The organism is Bacteroidota bacterium, assembly GCA_013360915.1.
Taxonomy (GTDB): Bacteria; Bacteroidota; JABWAT01; order JABWAT01; family JABWAT01; genus JABWAT01.
The window spans coordinates 315,944-335,148 of sequence record JABWAT010000002.1; the positions used below are offsets into that span (position 1 = coordinate 315,944).

Annotated in this window: 15 protein-coding genes; 3 read left to right on the top strand and 12 right to left on the bottom strand. The window is 51.5% G+C overall.

The features are described 5' to 3' along the window. Positions 1 to 13 precede the first annotated feature (13 nt). The 4 genes from HUU10_05075 to HUU10_05090 form a co-directional block, all read right to left on the bottom strand. Complete coding sequence (locus HUU10_05075; protein ID NUQ80966.1) at positions 14 to 2,380, bottom strand: hypothetical protein; 2,367 nt, start codon at positions 2,378 to 2,380, stop codon at positions 14 to 16. 75 nt (positions 2,381 to 2,455) lie between these two features. Next, positions 2,456 to 3,928 (bottom strand): ATP-binding cassette domain-containing protein, encoded by a 1,473-nt coding sequence (locus HUU10_05080; protein NUQ80967.1) that lies wholly within the window; start codon positions 3,926 to 3,928, stop codon positions 2,456 to 2,458. Continuing rightward, the gene (locus tag HUU10_05085; protein NUQ80968.1) at positions 3,925 to 4,776 is read right to left on the bottom strand and encodes a hypothetical protein; all 852 of its coding nucleotides are present in this window, start codon (positions 4,774 to 4,776) and stop codon (positions 3,925 to 3,927) included. Before HUU10_05085 ends, HUU10_05080 begins: the two co-directional genes overlap by 4 nt. Then, complete coding sequence (locus tag HUU10_05090; GenBank protein ID NUQ80969.1) at positions 4,773 to 5,825, bottom strand: hypothetical protein; 1,053 nt, start codon at positions 5,823 to 5,825, stop codon at positions 4,773 to 4,775. The genes HUU10_05085 and HUU10_05090 overlap by 4 nt, the downstream gene beginning before the upstream one ends. Positions 5,826 to 5,950: 125 nt before the next feature. Here HUU10_05090 and HUU10_05095 point away from each other — a divergent pair, with 125 nt between their 5' ends. Next, positions 5,951 to 7,633, top strand: a complete 1,683-nt coding sequence (locus HUU10_05095) for a UvrB/UvrC motif-containing protein (GenBank protein NUQ80970.1) — start codon at positions 5,951 to 5,953, stop codon at positions 7,631 to 7,633. Positions 7,634 to 7,637: 4 nt separating this feature from the next. Here HUU10_05095 and rodA read toward each other — a convergent pair whose 3' ends face one another. From rodA to HUU10_05135, 8 genes are read right to left on the bottom strand one after another with little or no spacing between them, the layout of a single operon-like run. Then, on the bottom strand, positions 7,638 to 8,867 hold the full coding sequence (gene rodA / locus HUU10_05100) for a rod shape-determining protein RodA (protein ID NUQ80971.1): 1,230 nt from the start codon (positions 8,865 to 8,867) through the stop codon (positions 7,638 to 7,640). Between the two features lies 1 nt (position 8,868). Then, positions 8,869 to 10,722, bottom strand: a complete 1,854-nt coding sequence (gene mrdA, locus HUU10_05105; protein ID NUQ80972.1) for a penicillin-binding protein 2 — start codon at positions 10,720 to 10,722, stop codon at positions 8,869 to 8,871. After that, positions 10,719 to 11,201, bottom strand: a complete 483-nt coding sequence (mreD, locus tag HUU10_05110; protein NUQ80973.1) for a rod shape-determining protein MreD — start codon at positions 11,199 to 11,201, stop codon at positions 10,719 to 10,721. Before mreD ends, mrdA begins: the two co-directional genes overlap by 4 nt. Next, positions 11,198 to 12,037: a rod shape-determining protein MreC gene (mreC, locus tag HUU10_05115; protein NUQ80974.1), complete on the bottom strand. Its 840-nt coding sequence runs from the start codon at positions 12,035 to 12,037 to the stop codon at positions 11,198 to 11,200. Before mreC ends, mreD begins: the two co-directional genes overlap by 4 nt. Positions 12,038 to 12,068: 31 nt before the next feature. Further along, positions 12,069 to 13,097, bottom strand: a complete 1,029-nt coding sequence (locus HUU10_05120) for a rod shape-determining protein (protein ID NUQ80975.1) — start codon at positions 13,095 to 13,097, stop codon at positions 12,069 to 12,071. Between the two features lie 11 nt (positions 13,098 to 13,108). Continuing rightward, positions 13,109 to 14,653 carry a bifunctional phosphoribosylaminoimidazolecarboxamide formyltransferase/IMP cyclohydrolase gene (purH, locus tag HUU10_05125; GenBank protein NUQ80976.1) on the bottom strand — a complete coding sequence of 515 codons (1,545 nt, stop codon included), beginning with the start codon at positions 14,651 to 14,653 and terminating at the stop codon, positions 13,109 to 13,111. Then, entirely contained in the window at positions 14,634 to 15,290 is a 657-nt protein-coding gene (gene purN, locus HUU10_05130; protein ID NUQ80977.1) for a phosphoribosylglycinamide formyltransferase, read from the bottom strand. Before purN ends, purH begins: the two co-directional genes overlap by 20 nt. Then, a complete protein-coding gene (locus HUU10_05135) occupies positions 15,287 to 16,237 on the bottom strand; it encodes an LD-carboxypeptidase (GenBank protein ID NUQ80978.1) in 951 nt (316 codons plus the stop codon). The genes purN and HUU10_05135 overlap by 4 nt, the downstream gene beginning before the upstream one ends. Positions 16,238 to 16,361: 124 nt before the next feature. Here HUU10_05135 and HUU10_05140 point away from each other — a divergent pair, with 124 nt between their 5' ends. Both HUU10_05140 and HUU10_05145 read left to right on the top strand, forming a co-directional pair. Then, positions 16,362 to 17,213, top strand: a complete 852-nt coding sequence (locus HUU10_05140; GenBank protein ID NUQ80979.1) for a DUF4905 domain-containing protein — start codon at positions 16,362 to 16,364, stop codon at positions 17,211 to 17,213. A 38-nt stretch (positions 17,214 to 17,251) separates the two neighbouring features. Beyond that, positions 17,252 to 19,192 (top strand): molybdopterin-dependent oxidoreductase, encoded by a 1,941-nt coding sequence (locus HUU10_05145; GenBank protein ID NUQ80980.1) that lies wholly within the window; start codon positions 17,252 to 17,254, stop codon positions 19,190 to 19,192. Positions 19,193 to 19,205 lie beyond the last annotated feature (13 nt).

Sequence of the window (19,205 nt, forward strand, 5' to 3'; positions counted from 1 at the left end):
TGCTCCGGTTCGGTTAATTTTTACGGATAAGAGGTACCTGGGTCATGACACTGATTTCATGAACCTTGAATGACCGGTGTCTGAACTGAACGTCCAGAATGTTTTCTTTCCCCTTGTTAGTCTGGATCGGGGTGATTCTGGCTGTATAATCATTGGCAGCGGTGGGAGCTTCGATCACAATCCGACCTTCATTTTTAATGGGTTTACCATTGATGGTGATCGATTCAAACCAGGATTCCTGGCTGGCATTTTTGGCCAATTCGGCTGGTAATTTGATATTAATATCCCAAACGGGAAAGGCCGCATCGGTTTCCATGACCAGATTCATCCGGAACCGGTAGTCATTGCTTCCCGATTGATTTGAGGTGACGGGTGTGACAAACACTTTCCGGTACTGGGTTGGCTTGGTGATGCGTTTGGCCAGCATCGGATCCACCTCGGCAATGGCCGTTTTTATTTTCTGATCGGTTCCTTTATACATTTTTCCGTGGGCAAGGATGGCACGTGCCTTCGCCACTCCGTTGGCAGATGGATTGGAAAGAAAATCCCGGTAAATCAGATCGATGGCATTTTCTGGAAAGGTGACGGTTTTCAACCGGGTTAACCGGTCACGGATGGCCTGGTTTTTCTTCTGCAGATCACCCTCATTTCCCGTGGTGTAGGAAATGGTGTAAACAGGTTCCCAGACGGAGGCGGTGTACAAACTGTCAACGGCATCAACAGTCTGACTGTTTTCCTTCATAAAGCCGGAGACGAGCTCATCGGTGAGGGATTCCACGGTCTGGAAGAGAGTCTGCTCGAGATCTCTTACCGTGCGGGACTTGTACGGAAGAATGGCTTTCAGATCCAGATAATCGGTGTCGCGGTTCAATTCGATCAGGCCATTTTCGGCGGCACCAAATTCATGGTTGCGGATATTGGCAGAGATGGAATCACGTTGGGCATTTACCGAGGCTTCATCCAGACCGCGGTACTGTGCCAGCAGAAAACCCAGGTCCTTGTTTCGGTTCAGAAGGGAAAGAATCGATTTAAAATCGTTCTCATTTTTCAGTTGGGAAATGGTTCCGGCGGCTGCTCCTGCCCGGCGGTATTGAGACAACGTCTTGTTATACTGATCGAGAGCGGACCTGATCTGACCGTTCAGAAGGCTGACAGCCCGCGTTCCCGACCAGGTACCATATTCGCTGGTCTGAACACGAGGAAGGGAAGATTGCAGGTTCTCGAGTCGTCTGACCAATCCCTGATAAAAGTCGGAAGTGGGCCATCCCTGATACTCACTGACCTCCCCGCTCAGCTTTTCCAGAGTGGATGTCAGGGTCGATAGTTGAGTGGTATTCTGGTTAAAACGGTTTCTGAAACCAACCACCTGATTAAAATCGGCTGCAGGTGTGAGGGAGAGCAGAGGATACAGGGATTCGACCGAAGCCAGGTTTTCATCGAAGGGTTTTATATCCTGTTTCTGCCGGATGCGCTGATCAAACCAGGAGGTCAGACTTTGAACCCGCGGGCGGAATGTTTTCAGGATCTCGGACTGGGTTCCGGCAGGAAACCGGTTTAATGAGCCAAGAAGATCGCTGAGAACCTCGATGGAACCTGCCAGCATGGCCGGATTATTACGGGTTTCAGATTCGAGCCTGTAGGCCTTCAGCAGTTTCAGGTAAAGGTTTTGGAAGGCCAGTTCATCGGCAACGGCCGAGGAAAGTTGATTCCATGAACTGAAGGATGGGTCTGCGGAAGTCTGGCTTGCAACCGGGATCACTGACTTGAGCTGAGTGAGACCGGCCTGAACCTGTTTTTGTATGCCGATGAATTTCTCAAGTTCAGCAAGCGCAGTGGGGAATTGAAATCCCTGAAAATTGACTTTAGATCCGAGGGAATCGACGTACAACCGGTTTGCAATGGCCGACTGATGATCCTTTTCCAGAGCAGCAAAGGTTGATTCGAACCGGAAACGCCAGTCGGGGAGGTAACGGTATTGTAGGTTTAGAGTCAGGTCGGCCGTCACACTATCAATCACCCAGTAGTGCGTCTGGCCTGACCGTTCAAATTTCCAGGCACGGAATCCGGCCGGTGCCGCTTCCATTTCTTTGATTTTAACAATCTCGCCCTTTCCGTCATCGAACCGGCTGGTGAAATAAAAACGAAGCACATCAAACTGGTCGCTTTTCAAAGCCAGGGCCATTCCTTCGCGGTCGGTTCCGGGGAAGGCAATGTAATATTTGTTTTTTGCAGACAGGTCGAACCGGTTATCACCCGCTTTCAGTTCGATGTAAGTGCCTTCGGCAGACGAAATCGGGGGTTTGGGAGAGAGTTCGCTGAAAGTGGAACAGCCGGTCAGGGCGGTTGCAGCGATCAACACCAGAAAAAGTACTTTATGCATGATTAACCTCCGGGGAAAAGGAACTTGTGCTTAAAACAATCATGAGGACCGGTAAATTCCATCTATTAATGCCCATCAGACGATATCCGCTGATAAAAAGATCCGGTTGCCAGGTCTGGTGAGGCGGTCAAAGATGGCTTCATTGTGAGAAATCAGTAAAACGGCAGTCTGTTTTTCCAGAGCCGTTGTAAGCAGGTTCATAAAAAGCTGAATCGTCCGGAAATCAACTCCGTTCAATGGTTCATCGAGAATCAGAATCCGGGGAGAGGCAGCCATGCTTCTGAGAAGATTCAGTCGCTGTTTCTGGCCACCGCTCAGGAATTTCACCTTTTGTTTCAGAAAGCCCGGGTCTATCTGATTGATGAATGCAGTTTGAAGGTAAGCGCGCACCTGTTCAGACGTGGAAAGATCTGGATTGCGCAATGCAAAAAAGACCTGTTCCACCGTTGAAGATTGGTTCAGCGCTTCATCGGCCAGCTGAAAGGCCATGGAAAGGGTCTTTCCCCACAGGGTATTTTTCCAGAACCCGGGCGGAGTGTTTCCATTCAGTAAATGGCTTCCGATGGTCAGATTCAGATCTGAGGCGCGGTACAAACCAAGAATGACACGGGCAATGGTGGTTTTTCCCACTCCGCTTGGTGCCTTCAGATAGGTCAGATTACCGGCTGTCAGCGACAGGTTCACCTGATTGGCTGCCTCATTGGAAAAAACGAGCCGGCGCCCGTGAACCTCCAGTCCTGACTCGAGGGACAGGACTGGGTGGCCATTGGTTTGTTTCAAAGGCTGAAGGGATTGCTGCCAGCCGGAATAACCGGCTGCGTCAAATTCTGTCTGCGTGACCGATCCATCCGGTTGCCGGCTCAGTTCCTGAAATTGAAAATGAGGCAGCCATTCCTGTTCCTGCAGGTACGTGATGATGGTGTAATCGTGTGTGATCAGCAGTGCGGTGGTTCCATAAGTCCGGTAAGACTGCATCAGTTGCTGCAGAAATGCATTGCGGAATCCATTATCCAGACTGCCGGTGGGTTCATCGAAAACAAAAAGGGCTTCCGGATTTGATCCTTTCTGCAGTCGTTTGGCCTTTTGCAGCGCCATGGCCAGCAGAAATCGTTGTTTTTCTCCGCCACTGGGACGGTAAGATTGCGGATAGACAGGCAGAAGAGGTTTCCATCCATCCGATTGCCAGAGCGCGGTCAGAATCGCCTCCTCGCCGGAAAGCCCGGCCAGGTCTGCTTCATGAAGCTGGTCCTGCACGGTCATGGCCGGATTCAGGTGAGTGGAGGGTTCCTGGAAGACGAAAAATCCCTGTTTTCTGAAGGTCTGAGTCCGTGCTGTTTTGCAATAGTCTTCATATCGTTCACCGTTTACGCGCAGTCCAAGCCGGGTCTGATCGGCAAGACCAAACAGGGAACGGGCAATGAGACTTTTTCCGATGCCGGATTCACCGAAGAGAACGTTGATTTTTCCGGGCTGAATTAAAAACCGTTCAATTTGAACCAGACGCCGGGCCTCACTGCTGATGGTAAGGGAAAACGACCAGGGATTCACAGATGATGCCTTCCGGAATAGCCATTGCCGATGCGGAACCAGCAGACCAGGGTAAAGGTGATGAGAAAGGCGACTGACAAGCCCTGAAGGTGGCGGGTTATCATCGGCCAGAAGTAAGTTGGATCGGACAGCAACACACCGATGGAAAGGATGTCCTGTTTGCTGTCGATATGGGCCAGCATTGAGCCGAGCGTGGGAGGAAAGTTCACCGCACTGACCGTTTGTGAAAGTCCGACCGAAAGCACAAAATCAATGCTGCAAAGCAGAAAGATTGTCAGACCGGTTCCGCTGATAAGTTTATTGATCAGGTGGGGGCGGCTGTTTCTCCACCAGATTTCGATCAGGATCAATACCCGGTCAGGAACGCCAGCTACCCTTGAGGCATGAACAAAATCGGTTTGTTCAAAGGCGGCAATCCGGTCATTCAGCATGTCGGTGAATTCATGAAACATGACCAATCCGACGGTAAGACCCATTCCGGTCAGGATCAGGGTGGGTGAGGTCAGCCAGTCTGCCTGGATAAGCAGGGTCAGAATGATAAATCCCAGAAGGAGTCCGATGATCTGGGGAACTGACCGTAAGGTCCCGAGGATCAGATCCAGCATTGTGAATATCCAGCGGTGATGGTTCCATCTGGTCAGGGTCATGATTAGCGAAAAGGAAACCGACAGAAGGGTGGCGGTGCACAGACTGACGACGGTGATCATCAGGGTATTACCAAAACCGGACCATACTCTCAACATAGCCGGCCGGTTGAGGAACAGCAGATTCCATGCCAGTAAAATCAGCAGGCCTGTGATCCAGATCAGGAACCAGCGGCGGTCCCTGTGGGTCATCCAGCCGGTCATGGGTTGTCTCCGGATGCTGATCGATCCATACTCAGTTGTTTCCGGTAACGCTGCACATCGACGACCCATTCAGTGGCCCGCACCAGCAGGAAGAGGGAAGCCATCATGATCAGCACATCGGGTAAGTTCCGGAAAAGGACCTGTCTTAGCAATTCATACCCGAAACGTCCCTGAATGTTCAGGGCCATTTCCAGAATGATCAGACAGGTGACCGTGAAGGCTGCCTGTTCGCGTGCGGTGGGTCCGTAATCCAACCGTGCGTTTAACATGGAATGATGAAGAAGATGTCCCGGACAGGACTTTTTCCAGGAAAGGATGACCCGCCAGGGAACCCCATCTGGTTTACCGGGTGAGAAATTTTCATTGACACCGCGGACCCGTGCCATCTGAATAAATCCGTGATGGTGATTGGTCAGAAGCAGGTTCAGGAATTTTTGGGAATACAGGGCCAGACTTCCATTGGTGAGAAGACCTAATGCCACCAGGACCGGCCAGGAATCAGCGGTCCAGAAGGCTTTGAGGCTGTATGCAACCAGAAAACCGGGAGAGAAGAGAACGAAAAGCAAAAGGGTCCGGCCGGCATCGTGCCATCCTTCCGACTCCTGTTCCTCCTTCCGGATGAAAAGTAAAAACCGGTAAGTACCGATGGTCTGTGCCCCAAAAACCGAAAAAATCAGGACAATTGCATACAGCAGGGTAAACTCTGAAAATTGACGGAGGGCATTGAACGGATCATGAAATACCAGCCCGGCCTGTTGTCTGTTTTCTGCAAGACCACGTGCCAGTTGATCGGATTGATACCGTCTGATGGATCGGACAACCATTTCACCATCGGAATCCGGGTTGGCTGCCTCAATCAGGTCGGCCACAATGGCCTGATGCAGCGGATCCTGCCAATCAATTCCCGGAACCGACAGCCACCGGGCAATGGTCGGATCAGGTTTGGAGGTATTGACTGTCCTCAGTGGCTGCAGAGCCATGCCGATGAAAAAAAACACGATGGACACCACCAGAAGAGAACCAAGATGCCGGAAAGTGATGGATGCCATGTGTTCTTCAGTCACTCCGTTTTTTAAGCCGGTAAATATCGCCAGAAAGAACACAGGACTCCAATCCCGGTTACCAGTTTGCTTTCAACCCGGCTTATGATGAAATTACTGTATAAATAAACAGCATGATTCCTTCCATGAAGTCCGATTCCACCTCTGCAGAATCAACAAAGCCGGTAACAGGATTGTTTCAGGAACCTGCAGGACACCCCATGTATCCGTTTATTGTTCTTGATACAGAAACCACCGGCATGGGTCCCTCTGCCCGGATTATTGAACTGGCCATGGTGGAAGTGAACCATGGAAAAGTGACGGCCCGGTGGGAATGGCTCATCAATCCGGGACAGCATATTTCTTCCTTCATCACCCGATTAACGGGAATTGATGACAGCATGGTGCTCGAAGCGCCCTCATTTGCCGATATCTGGCCAGAGGTGGAGCGAATCATGACCGGACATTGGGTGGTGGCGCAAAACGCATCCTTCGACCGGGGAATGTTCCGCAATGAATGGAAAAGGCTTGGAATCCGCGATCCTGGCTGGACCTGGTTGTGCACCGTCCGGTTGGGAAGGCGACTGTGGCCGGGCTTGAAAAGTTACAGTCTTTCCTCAATGGCCCGGTTTCATGGAATCCGAAACCCAAGGGCTCACCGGGCCATGGGAGATGCAGAAACCACGGCCTCGCTGTTTATTCTTCAGACCGATACCTTTATCGAAAAATTTCCGGATAAGTCTTTGCAGGATCTGTCGAAGTTTCAGTATGGAAAGGTGGATGAAAACCGACCTCTGCCTGCAACAGTGGCCCGGCTGAAAGATCTGGTTTCTGAAACGTTTCCCTCCTCGGCCGGTGTCTATTGGTTCGAGGACACCCATGGGCGTATTCTCTACGTGGGAAAAGCAGTTGATCTGCGTTCGCGGGTGCTCAGTTACTTTACCGGCCGTCACAACCAGTCGTCTAAAAATCTCAAAATGATCCGGCTTGCCCGTCAGGTGCGGTTTGCAGAAACACAGACCGAACTGGGAGCGCTGGTTCAGGAATCACGGCTGATCAAGCAGTATCAGCCACCGTATAACCGGTTGTTGCTTGATTATCAGAGTTACCCATTTCTGAAACTGGACCGCCGGCATCCGTTTCCCCGTCTTGAGGCCACCCGCCATCTGAATGACCGGTCTGCAGATTACTACGGACCGTTTGCCAGTTCATTTCATGCAGGTGCCATACATGACTGGATGTTGGATACCGGCTGGTTGCGTCCTTGCGATGATTCCACCTTTGCCCGCGGAAAACTTTGTACTTACTATTCTCTGGGCAAATGTCCCGGGCCCTGCGCCGGTGAAATTTCCAAAGAAGCGTATGGAGAGCGGATTGATGTGCTGGCCGGATTTCTTTCGGGGGAAAACCGTGCGCTTACCGACTCACTGAACTCCCGGATGCAGGAAGCGGCAGCGAATGAGCAGTTTGAGTGGGCGGCTGTTTTGCGGGACCGGATCAGGGAACTTGGGCGGGTTTTTCTCTATTTCAACAGGGCCAATGGTCTGACCCGACAATCTCTGGTGGTTAAACACCCGCGTGCCGGTCAGCAGGAGGCCTTTGACTTTTATTTTATCCGGTTCGGTCTGCTGATTAATCATGGTCATGTTGCTGGTCAGGAAGCGAACAGGGAATTTGAATTACAGCTATCCGAATTCAGGGAAATGGTTGCCTCCCAACCCCCTCCCGATCAGTTCGGTCCTGAAGCAGTGGATGAAATGCGGCTGGTATTAAACTGGCTGAACCTGCACAGAAAGGAACTTGAGATTCTTCTCTGACTCCTCAGATAGAGGGCAGTTCATCCCGCTGCTGTGCATAAATGGCCAAAGCGGTGCCGGTGAATGCCATAAAGGTGAGCATGGAACTGCCACCGTAACTGACGAATGGCAACGGAATGCCGATAATGGGAAGCAGTCCCATGGTCATGCCCAGATTGATGAACAGGTGAATACCGATGACCAGAACCGTTCCCATCAGGAAAACAGAAGCAAAGCGGTTTTTGGTCTGACCAGCAATGGTCAGCAATCTTCCCAGCAGGACGGCAAAGGTGATTATCAGGATCATGCCACCGATAAAACCATATTCTTCCGCAATCACACAGAAAATGAAATCGGTCCATTGCTTGGGAAGAAATCCCAGCTGGGTCTGCGTTCCTTCCATAAATCCCTTGCCAAACCATCCGCCCGAGCCAATGGCCACTTCTGACTGAATTACATTATACCCTGCGCCTTTCGGATCGATGAAGGGATCGAGCAGAATCTCGAGCCGTTTCCGTTGGTGAGGAAGTAAAACGTTCTCGATGAAGTAAACGGTACCGAATCCGGATGCCAGATTCATGGAAATGTAGAGAAGGGAATTAAACAGGTTGCTTCTTTTGGCGAAAATGAACAGGATTCCGATGATGATGAATCCGACAAAGAAATAGAAATTGATAAACGCCAGTACTGCACAGATGACGGGAGAAATCAGAACGAAAGTGACCAGTTCATCCAGTCCGACCCAGAAAAGCAGGGGAATGGTCATGCCTAGAAAAACGAGGGCGGTTCCGGTATCTGGCTGCATCAGAATCAGACCCACCGGAACAAGGATAATCAGGACGCCGACGATGGGCTGAACCCAGATATGGCGGCCTGCTTTTCCGATACTCAGATAATTGGCTACCATCAGCACCGTGGTATATTTCGTGAACTCTGAGGGCTGAATGCCGATCGGCCCGATGTAGAGCCAGGACTGACTTCCATATACTTCACGTCCGACGAGGAGCACCAGGACGAGCAGGATCAGGCTGATTCCATACAACAGAATGGAAATGATCTGAAACATCCGCAGATTGATGAAGAAAAAGGAGACGGCCATGGCCAGAGAAATGACCACCCAGATCATCTGACGATAGAAATTTTCACTTACGCCCGAGTTAATGGTGGTGCTGAAAATGGCCAGAGAGCCGGCCGTGATCAGGATCAGAACACAGATAATGATGGTCCAGTCGATGGGTAAGGAACGTTTCAGCATATCAGTCGGCGAACCTCAGGGAATCTGAACGGGTTTTCAGAACCGGTTGAGAGGAAATACGGGCCGCCGCTTCTTCTTCTTTTTTGATAAAATCGGGTCCGTAGAAATAATATTTCAGCATCTGACGGGCAATGGGAAGCGCAGAAACCGCACCAAAACCACCATTTTCAATCATGACCGCAATGGCAATACTGGCCGAATCAACAGGTCCGAAACAGACAAACCAGGAGTGATCCTCGCCATGCGGGTTCTGGGCCGTACCGGTCTTTCCTGCCAGCCGGATATCGGGAAGTTTTGTTCCCCTGGCGGTTCCGGCTTCGACCACCTGAGCCATGCCGTCCTGCACAATTTTCAGATTGGATTCAGAAATGGGGATCCGGCGTGAGATAATCGGGAGGGTTTCAGTTTTTCCTGTTTGTTTCCGGTAAATTTTTCTGACCAGATGCGGCTGATAATAGATTCCACCGTTGGCAATGGTGGCTGTCATCATGGCTGACTGAAGTGGTGAAATACCAATTTCTCCCTGACCAATTCCGAGTGAAACAAGAAAACCACGGGTCCAGCCGTTGGGTCCGTAAACACGGTTGTAATAAGTGGTGTTGGGTATCAGGCCGGCCCGTTGTTCATAAAGGTCCAGTTCGGAAACCCGGCCGAGGCCAAACATCAATCCATAGGCATGTAACCGGTCGAGGGGAATTTTCAGTGCAAGCTGATAGAAAAATGAGTTACAGGATTTTTGAATGGCTGTTCTTACATCAATGGCACCATGCCGGCCGCCGTGGCATTTGAACCCGCGGTTTCCGAAATAAAATATGCCGTTGCAGTTTAGCTTTGTGGTCTCGGTAATAACCCCTTCTTCAAGGGCCGCCGCTGCCATCAGAGGCTTAAAAGTCGAGCCGGGCGGGTAACGGGTGAGGGTGGCACGGTTAAACAGTGGCTTGGTCGGATCACTGACCAGGTCACGCCAGAAGGCGGAGTTTTTTAGTCCGGAAAGCGCAGTCAGATCAAAGTCTGGTTTACTCACCATGGCCAGAATTTCTCCCGACCTGGGGTCGATGGCCACGGCGCCGCCTGCTTTGCCTTCCATCAGACGCTCTGCATACGCCTGAAGGCCATCATCAATGGTCAGAAACAGGTCATCTCCATTGACTGGTGCCATGTTCAGTGAACCGTTATCAAGTTCGCCCACAAGCTGACCGGTTGCGTTGACCAGCCAGAATTCATGCCCTTTAACACCCCTGAGGGCTGATTCATAGAATTTCTCCAGTCCGGAACCCCCCGTCATGTCGCCGAGGGCATAAAACTCAGGATTGGTCCGGATAATATCGGGAGTGACTTCTGCCAGATATCCGAACAGGTGACTGCCTTTCATCACGCCGGGATAGTTTCGCTTGGTATCCACCCGATAACTGACACCACGTAATTTCCAGGCCGATTCTTCAAAGGTGACCATGGTTGGGTAGGGAACATCTCTGAAGAGCACCGATGGGACGAAAGGTGAATACCGTCTGGCTTCATCCAGTTTGGAATGGAAGGTAGCCGAGTCGGTTTGCAGAAGATCAATCAGAAGTCCGGTTTGTTCGGGCTGATAGTCCCGCGGAGTAACCGTCAGGGAATAAAACGGATAGGAATCGATGACCAGTTGATCATGCCGGTCATACATATTTCCCCGGATGGGAATGATGGGAATGTCGCGGATCGCATTTTTCCGCGATTCCTTCATAAACACATCGGCTTTAATCACCTGCAGGTAAAACAACCGGCCGGCCACAACCAGGAACAGGGAGACACCCAGCACCAGAAACACCCGCTGCCTTCCGGTATTTCCCAGCCAGGATGTATTAAAAAACTTCACCGCTGCCGGCTCCAGAAATAGAGCCGGAACAGAAAGGCAAACAACAGAGTGTAAAGTGTCTGTCCGCCCAGATATTTAATGATAAACTGCCAGACCGAATCGGCCAGGTACAGATGCATAAACCCCGAGTAAATGAGGTAATGAAACACACAGCCGATGGCAAAAACCTGAAGAAACTGATTAGGAAGCCAGTTATTCAGTGGTTTTCCTTCGGTGTGGAAGGAACCCCAGAGGTACCCTGCGATGGTTTTTGAAAGGGCATTTACTCCCAGGAACCCGGTCGACATGTCCACAATCAGACCTGTCAGGAATCCGTAGCCCATTCCCACCATGCGTCCGGTCTGAAAAGCCAGGGCAGCAATGGGGATCAGAACGATATCGGCGCGGATTCCGAACAGGACCAGCCGGTCTATAAAAAACGTCTGGACAGCAAGAACCGCCACGGTCAGAATGGTTAAAATGAAGAGGGTCCGGTTCATGGGGCAGTCTCGGTGGTCAGTTCCGGAAGCAGGGTGGAATCGGCAGATTCTGCCCGGATGATGTAGACATGATCGGTTTTGGTGAGATCGACCATGGTTCTAACGCGGATGGTTTTGAAAAGCTGACGCGGATCGACATGGATGGAATCCACAATGCCCACCGGAATGCCTTCGGGTGCAAAGGAACTGAACCGCGAGGTTACCACCGGATCTCCCTTTCTCACATCAGCCGTCTGGACAATGTTCGACAGGTACACATGGCCGGGATGTTCACCATTCCAGGTAACAATTCCTTCCGTGTTTGTCCGCTGGATTCTGGCGCCCATTCTGAAACTTTTGCTGGTCATGAGTTGAATGAGTGCATAGTCGTCGGTGGCCAGAACGACCCGGCCGACACTTCCTTCCGAAGTACGGACGAGGCTTTGTTCACGGATTCCGGCTGAGGTTCCTTTGTTGACCGTGAAGTAATTTTCACGCTGGAACAATTCTTTCCTGATCACATCGGCCGGAATGAGATCCGGGTCATTGGCAGGTGAAAACCCAAGTTCCCGGCGGAGCCGGATGTTTTCGAGGCGGGCAGACCGGAGGCGGTAGACTTCTTCGCTTAACCGCAGGTTTTCCTGACGCAGCAGATCATTTTCCCGTATCGCATCGGTCAGACGTGTGATTCCGCCAACGGTTTCCTCAGCAGAAGCAAATAAACTGAAGGCCAGAGCTCTCAGCTGATTCATCTGCGGAATCTGATTCGAAAAAATAAGCAGGTTGCTGATAATGACCAGAAGAACCAGCGTAATCTGGTCCCTGAAAGTCAGAATCAGTTCGATGAGTCGTTGCATAACCGGTTACGGGGATTTCAACCGGACCTGATCAGTACCGGCGCGCTTTAAGCAGAACGGCTTTGTACTTGTCGATGTCTTCGAGCACCCGGCCGGTTCCCCGGACCACGGCTGTGAGCGGATCATCGGCCACGTGAACCGGCAGTCCGGTTTCTTCGCGCACACGCTGATCGAGACCACGGATCAATGCACCACCACCGGTCAGCATGATACCACGGTCAAGAATATCGGCAGCCAGTTCCGGAGGGGTTCGTTCGAGGGCCAGACGGATGGCCGAAACAATTGCTTCGACCGGTTCATTTAAGGCATCGCGGATTTCGATTGAGTTTACATCAATGTTCTTAGGATTTCCGGTAACGAGGTCACGGCCTTTTACGGTCACCGTTTGCTCTTCTTCGAGAGGAGTGGCACTGCCGATCAGTCGTTTAATGTTTTCGGCGGTTTTTTCACCCACCAGCAAATTGTGATTTCTGCGGAAAAACTGAATAATGGACTGATCCATTTCATCACCGCCAATCCGGATGGATTCATCGACCACGATACCCGATAGGGCAATAACCGCGATTTCGGTGGTTCCTCCCCCGATATCCACGATCATATTTCCCACGGGTTGTTCCACATCCAGACCAATTCCGATGGCAGCCGCCATGGGTTCGGCGATCAGGTAAACTTCCTTTGCACCCGAGTGTTCGGCCGAATCGCGAACGGCCCGTTTTTCCACTTCAGTCACACCGCTGGGAACACAAACCACCATTCGTCTGATGGAAGGGAACCAGGAGGTATTGACCTTGCGGATAAAACCACGGATCAGTTCCTCGGTCATTTCGAAATCGGCAATCACCCCGTCTTTTAAAGGACGGATGGTTACAATGTCTGCGTGGGTCTTCTCGTGCATCTGCCGCGCATCGGTTCCGATGGCCACCACCGATTTGGAAACACGGTCCACGGCAACGATAGAAGGTTCATTCAGCACCACCCCTTTACCGCGGGCGTAAAACAGAGTATTGGCTGTTCCAAGATCAATTCCGATTTCGGTGCTGAACAGATCAAAAAATCCCATGAATCAATTCCTTAGTGTCTGAAATGTCTGATTCCAGTGAAAATCATTGCGAGGTTGTGCTCGTTGGCAGCATCGATCACTTCCTGATCTCTGATGCTTCCGCCCGGTTGAATCACAGCAGTGGCTCCTGCCCTGGCTGCTTCAATCACGCCATCGGCAAAGGGGAAAAACGCATCGCTGGCCACCACCGATCCTTCCAGAGAAAGACCGGCTTCTTTCGCTTTCCAGATGGCCAGTTTCGAACTGTCCACCCGGCTCATTTGTCCGGCACCAACCCCGAGTGTGCGCCGGCGACCACCATAGACAATGGCGTTTGATTTTACATGCCGGACCACCGTCCATGCAAAGATAAGGTCTTCGAGTTCATTCGGGGTCGGCTCGCGTCGGGTGACCACTTTCCAGGAAGCGGAATCGACTGGCTGTGAATCAGGGGTCTGTACCAGAAATCCGCCCGCAATGCTTTTAATCTGCCATGGATAGGAACCCGCAACCGGTTTAAGTTGCCTGAGCAGCCGGCGATCCTTTTTCTTTTTTAACAGGTCGAGGACCTCGGAAGGAAATGCCGGAGCAATGATGATTTCGGTAAAAATTTCATTGATCCGCAAGGCCGTCTCCATATCCAGAGGACGGTTAACTGCAATGATTCCACCAAAGGGAGCCTGTTTGTCGGTTTCGTAAGCTGCATCCCAGGCAGCAGCCAGACTGCCGGCGCTGGCAACCCCGCACGGATTGGTGTGTTTGATGATGGCCAGAGCCGGGTCGGGAAATTCATCGGTCAGTTCAGCGGCTGCCTGAATATCGACCAGATTGTTGTATGACAGTTCCTTGCCATGAAGTTTGTCGAAATACTGATAAAAATCGCCATACAAACGTGCCTGCTGATGGGCATTTTCACCATACCGCATCGATTCGGTGACAGGAACCGAAATTTGTAAATACGGTTTGAAAATGCTCTGATCGGTCCGGCGGGAAAAATAACCGGCAATCATGGTGTCGTAATGGGCGGTGTGGGTGAACACTTTCACCATCAGATCGTAACGCAATGGATCGGGAAGATCGTTTCCGTTTGAATCCATGGCAGCTATGATGCGGTCATAGTCATTGACATCGACGACCGGTGCTGTAAACAGGTAATTCTTCGCAGCAGCCCGCAGCATGGTCGGCCCGCCGATGTCGACGTTTTCAATGGCTTCTTCCAGGTGCACATCGGGTTTCCGGATGGTGGCCTCGAACGGATACAGATTAACCACCACCAGGTCGATATCAGAAATACCATGAGCAGTCATGGATTCCCGGTCGGAAGGGTTGTTTTTACGGGCCAGAATGCCACCATGAATTTTCGGATGCAGGGTTTTCAGGCGACCATCCATCATTTCGGGAAAACCGGTGTACGATTCAACCGCCGTCACTTCAATGCCGCTCGATTTCAGAAGCTGATAGGTGCCGCCGGTTGAAAGCAGACTCACTCCCCGCTGAACCAGCGCTGAAGCGAAGGAAACAATTCCGCGCTTGTCCGATACCGATAACAGCGCTCTTTCAATGGTTTTCATGTTGATTCCTGATTTTAAACTGGTTGTTTTCGATGGTCCAGGGGGTCGAGGTAATCAGATCGACCACCTGCGGGTATAGTTGGTGTTCCATGGTCAGAACCCGCTTCTGAAGGGAGTCAGGGGTATCGTCCTGCAATACTGGCACTGCTTCCTGTGCAATGATCGGTCCGGCATCGTAATCCGGGGTGACCAGGTGAACGGTGGCCCCCGTCAGTTTACAGCCGCGCTTCAAAACCGCTTCATGAACATGCCGGCCATACATACCGGGTCCGCCAAAGGCTGGCAGGAGAGAAGGATGGATATTCAGAATCCGGTTTTCCCATCGATGAACCGTGGAGTCGGGTAATTTTTTCAGATAACCAGCCAGGCAGATCAGATGAATGTCATTGTCCAGTAAAAGACTGTTTAACTGGTCTTCGTAGGCCTGTTGGGAATTGAACAGATCAGGTTTCAGAATCAGAAAGGGAAGACCAAGAGTGGCCGCACGGGATTGTGCCCCGGTACCGGCCCGGTTCGAAATCACCAGTTTTCCCCGGACCTTGCCTGGTTCCTGCCGGAAGACCTGTTCCAGATTTTCGAAATTTGATCCGCCACCCGAAACAAAATATGCCACATTAACGGCGGAAAGATCCCAGATATTCATTTATTATACTCCGAAAACCGGATTTTATATCCGTTCTTGCCAATGGTAAGCCGGGCATGTCCACCAATGGGAACCGCCAGTTTCCCTGCCACATGGCCGAAGGGAAATCCGGTGAGAACCGGATAGGGCAACAGATTTCTGAAATGATTGATCACGTGGTCAAGGGTATATGGCCAGGCCGATCCGGGACCGGGAAGGCATTGATTGAATTCACCAAATAAAAGTGCTTTCTGACGGGAAAGAATGCCGGCGTGGTAGAGCTGAAACAGGAGTCTTTCAATCCGGTAAGGTTCTTCGTTAACATCTTCGATAAAAAGAATCCCGTCTTCCACCTCTGGCATCCAGGGAGTTCCGGTGGCAGCGGCCAGCAGAGAAAGGCAACCTCCCCAGATGGTCCCTTCTATGGTCTGACCCGAATATGGATGCGGGGTACTTACAGGTGGCATCGAAACCACCGGCTCGGTGAGTAACCGGGAAAGAAAATGCCAGCCTTCGTGACTGGAGAGATCACTTTTAAGGTCAACGGCGGCCATTGGCCCTGCAAAACTGACCATACCGGTCTTGGCAAGCAGTCCCAGATGAATCAGGGTGAAATCACTGAAACCAACCCAGGACTTTCCTCCCAAGGCCATTTGTTCCCAGGGAATCCGGTCCATAAGACGGCTGATGCCATATCCGCCGCGGGTGGCCATAATGACCTGCAGTCCGGGATCGGTCGCCGCCTGACGGATGTCGGAGAGGCGATCGGTGTCGGTTCCCGAAAAATATTGCCAGCTGCCGCCCGCATTCCGGCCCGGACGGACGGTATGTCCATCGGCAGTGAGATGACGAATGGCCGACTGCAGATCACTGGCATCCCGGACAAATCCGGATGGTGAAATAAGTCCGATTGAAAACGGAGAAGTCAGGCGAAAAGGCAGGGCCCGGGGGGTGCTTGGGTTGTTCATGGAATTTGAAGCGGCAAAAATAGGTTTCGGGGCAGGGTAAATCAACGAAATGACCGTTTGGAATTGGCCGGATAAAATGGAATGTTTGCCGCTTTTTCCTGCGGGAATCAATCAGGACGAACGTATGCTCAGTTTATTTGGTAAGAAAAAGTGGAAACCCGACTGGGTCTGGAACAGCCCGGGAGTGATCTGGCGGTTTATTTTATCGGAATCGGACCTGCTGGTGATCGAAAACAGGGAGAAGGAAAAAAAACAGGTCAGTTTTTCTGCAATCCGTCTGTCAGATGGAAAAACAGTCTGGGAGGGAGTCCGGTTGGCCGATTCCTGGTTTGCAGGCATGGAAACAGTGGTGGGTGACCGGGTGTACCTGCATGGGTACCTCGACCCAAAGTTACCTGAACACGCAGGCGTTTATGCGCTGAACCTTTCCGATGGCCAATTGCTCTGGTATCATCCCGATCTGGCGTTTTATCATGCCGGTCCCGACACGGTCTGGGTGTATGATCCGCATCATCCGGACCGGCTTTTCACCGAGTTGGATCCGCAGACCGGCCACAGTCGCCGCAAACTGGATCCCGGAAACCCCGAGCCCGATCTGGCAAGGAGAAGCGAACCCGACTTTCCCGGTTTCCTGACAGCCCGGTTCCCCGATAAATGTCTTCCCGGACAGGATGGTTTTGATTTGATGTCCTCCTGGATCACCACTTTTTCCCCTGGACTGGAAACTGCTTTCGGGCTCGATATTCTGGATCTGGGGACAACCGTGCTGATCGGGTTTCATGTGTTAGAAAACCAGAACCGCCGGTATGATCTGGTTCAGGCAGATCCGCTCCGGGCCAGAATCACCCGGCAGACCACCCTTTCCACGCAACTCACAGGGCAGGCCGGCGATTTGTTTCTTGTGCGGGATGGAATTCTTCTGACCGTGAAAGAACGGAATCAGCTGGCCGGTTTCCGCTTAACTGACAGTCAATAAACCTGACAAAACCAACCTGAATTGAGTATTTTCGGCCCATGACCTCAGAAACCATACAAACGGCCTGTCCGCGCGATTGCTACGAAGGGTGTGAAATACACGCCACCGTTGAGGGTGGAAAATTGGTAAAAATGGGAGGCGGTCCCGGCAATCCCTACACCGATTCCATCATTTGCCAGCGGGTCAGAAAATATGATGAAAGGGTGTATTCACCCGAGCGGATCACCCATCCGATGAAAAAAGTCAATGGGGAATGGCAACGGATTTCCTGGGATGAAGCCCTCGATTTGGCGGTTCAGGCCATCCGGTCGTCCATGAATCGTTACGGACCTCTCAGCATCTTGTCCTACCAATCGGCCGGATCCATGTCGGCCATGAAAATTCTTCATCACCGCTTTTTTAATTTGCTGGGCGGAGTCACCACCACCTGGGGAAGCATATGCGGCGGAGCCTCCACAGCAGCACGTGTTGCATGCACCGGCGCCACGGTGATACAGGACCCGATGGATCTGAAACATTCCCGCGGAGTTATCCTCTGGGGCAGAAACCCCATTCATACCAGCATTCACCTGTTGCCGGTTCTGAGTGACCTTAGAAAACAGGGCGTCCCGGTTGTTCTGATCGACCCGATCTATTCCGATTCTGTAAAATTTGTGGACAGATATTTCCAGATCCGTCCGAATGGAGATGGATTTCTGGCGTTGGCCATGATCAGAATCCTCATGGAAAAACGTCTGATTAACCGGGCCTTTATCAGAAATCATACCGATGATTTCGATAAACTGGAAATGATTCTTCGTGAATACCCTCAGGAACTTTGCATTGAAAAATCCGGGCTGACTGCTCAGGAGGTTGAAGAACTGGCGGTGCTCTATGGTACTGCGGATCCCTGTGCAATTCTGATGGGTTTCGGGGTTCAGCGGTATGTGGATGGAAACGAAGTGGTTGAACTGATTCACGCATTGGGTGCGGTGACCGGTCATATCTCGAAACGGGGCGGAGGAGTTTCCCATTCGACCGATGAATGGCGATTTTTCGATACCTCGCTCGAAGCACGGGAACATGCCATTCACACCAGAAAAGTTTCAAAATCCCTGCTTGGGATTGATTTGCTGCGAGAGGTCAATCCGCCTGTGAAAGTGGCCTTTATACAGCTTGCAAATCCGGTGGCACAAACACCTAATTCTCCGTCCGTGATCCGTGCCTTTGAGCAGATGGATTGTGTGATTCTTGTCGATTCCTACCTGACTGATACAGCCACCTATGCCCATCTTTTCCTGCCCACCACCACGTTCGTGGAGGAGGAAGATGTCATGGGTTCCTATGGACATCCCTATCTGACCTATATGCGTCCGGTTATCCCGCCGGTTGGTGAATCAAAAACCGATTTTGAAATCATGCAGCTCCTTGCTGAGCGGTTGGGACTCAAGGGAATGGAAGGATCGGTTCAGGAGTGGATTGACCGACTGTTGAAACCAGTTCATGCCGATGGAATCAACCAGAAAACACTGTCTGAAAAGGGAACACTCCGAACCAGTGAAAAACCCATTCCTTTCGAAAATGGCCAATTTCATACCGATACGGGCCGGTTCAAATTCCTCAGAAAATACGATGCGTACCGGTATGAACAGGAATCGGTTTACCCGATGTTTTTTATGACCGTTGCAGGTCCGAAAGCCCACAACTCACAATTGCTCGAAAAGTACCAGGACGGTTTCCCGGAAGCCTTCATTCACCCGGAAAACCTGGCGTATCCCGGCCTGAAAACGGGAGATGTGGTCGATCTGGTCTCCCGGGTCGGGTCCATGCGGGTGAAGGTGACCACCGATCACAGGCAACGCCGCGATATCGTTTTGCTTTACCGGGGCGGCTGGCTTAAAAAAGGCTGGGGTCCCAATGCGATTACCGAACCGCTGATGAGCCGGCAGGGCGGCGGTGCAGCTTATTACTCGACCCGTCTGACGATTCATCCGATATAATTCATTCAAAGAC

What these genes read in the sequence shown, in the direction of transcription:
- rodA (NUQ80971.1), bottom strand. Translation starts at nt 8,867, where the DNA reads ATGCTGAAACGTTCCTTACCCATCGACTGGACCATCATTATCTGTGTT.
- HUU10_05075 (NUQ80966.1), bottom strand. Translation starts at nt 2,380, where the DNA reads ATGCATAAAGTACTTTTTCTGGTGTTGATCGCTGCAACCGCCCTGACC.
- purN (NUQ80977.1), bottom strand. Translation starts at nt 15,290, where the DNA reads ATGAATATCTGGGATCTTTCCGCCGTTAATGTGGCATATTTTGTTTCG.
- HUU10_05095 (NUQ80970.1), top strand. Translation starts at nt 5,951, where the DNA reads ATGATTCCTTCCATGAAGTCCGATTCCACCTCTGCAGAATCAACAAAG.
- HUU10_05135 (NUQ80978.1), bottom strand. Translation starts at nt 16,237, where the DNA reads ATGAACAACCCAAGCACCCCCCGGGCCCTGCCTTTTCGCCTGACTTCT.
- mreD (NUQ80973.1), bottom strand. Translation starts at nt 11,201, where the DNA reads ATGAACCGGACCCTCTTCATTTTAACCATTCTGACCGTGGCGGTTCTT.
- HUU10_05140 (NUQ80979.1), top strand. Translation starts at nt 16,362, where the DNA reads ATGCTCAGTTTATTTGGTAAGAAAAAGTGGAAACCCGACTGGGTCTGG.
- HUU10_05090 (NUQ80969.1), bottom strand. Translation starts at nt 5,825, where the DNA reads ATGGCATCCATCACTTTCCGGCATCTTGGTTCTCTTCTGGTGGTGTCC.
- HUU10_05085 (NUQ80968.1), bottom strand. Translation starts at nt 4,776, where the DNA reads ATGACCGGCTGGATGACCCACAGGGACCGCCGCTGGTTCCTGATCTGG.
- HUU10_05120 (NUQ80975.1), bottom strand. Translation starts at nt 13,097, where the DNA reads ATGGGATTTTTTGATCTGTTCAGCACCGAAATCGGAATTGATCTTGGA.
- HUU10_05145 (NUQ80980.1), top strand. Translation starts at nt 17,252, where the DNA reads ATGACCTCAGAAACCATACAAACGGCCTGTCCGCGCGATTGCTACGAA.
- mreC (NUQ80974.1), bottom strand. Translation starts at nt 12,037, where the DNA reads ATGCAACGACTCATCGAACTGATTCTGACTTTCAGGGACCAGATTACG.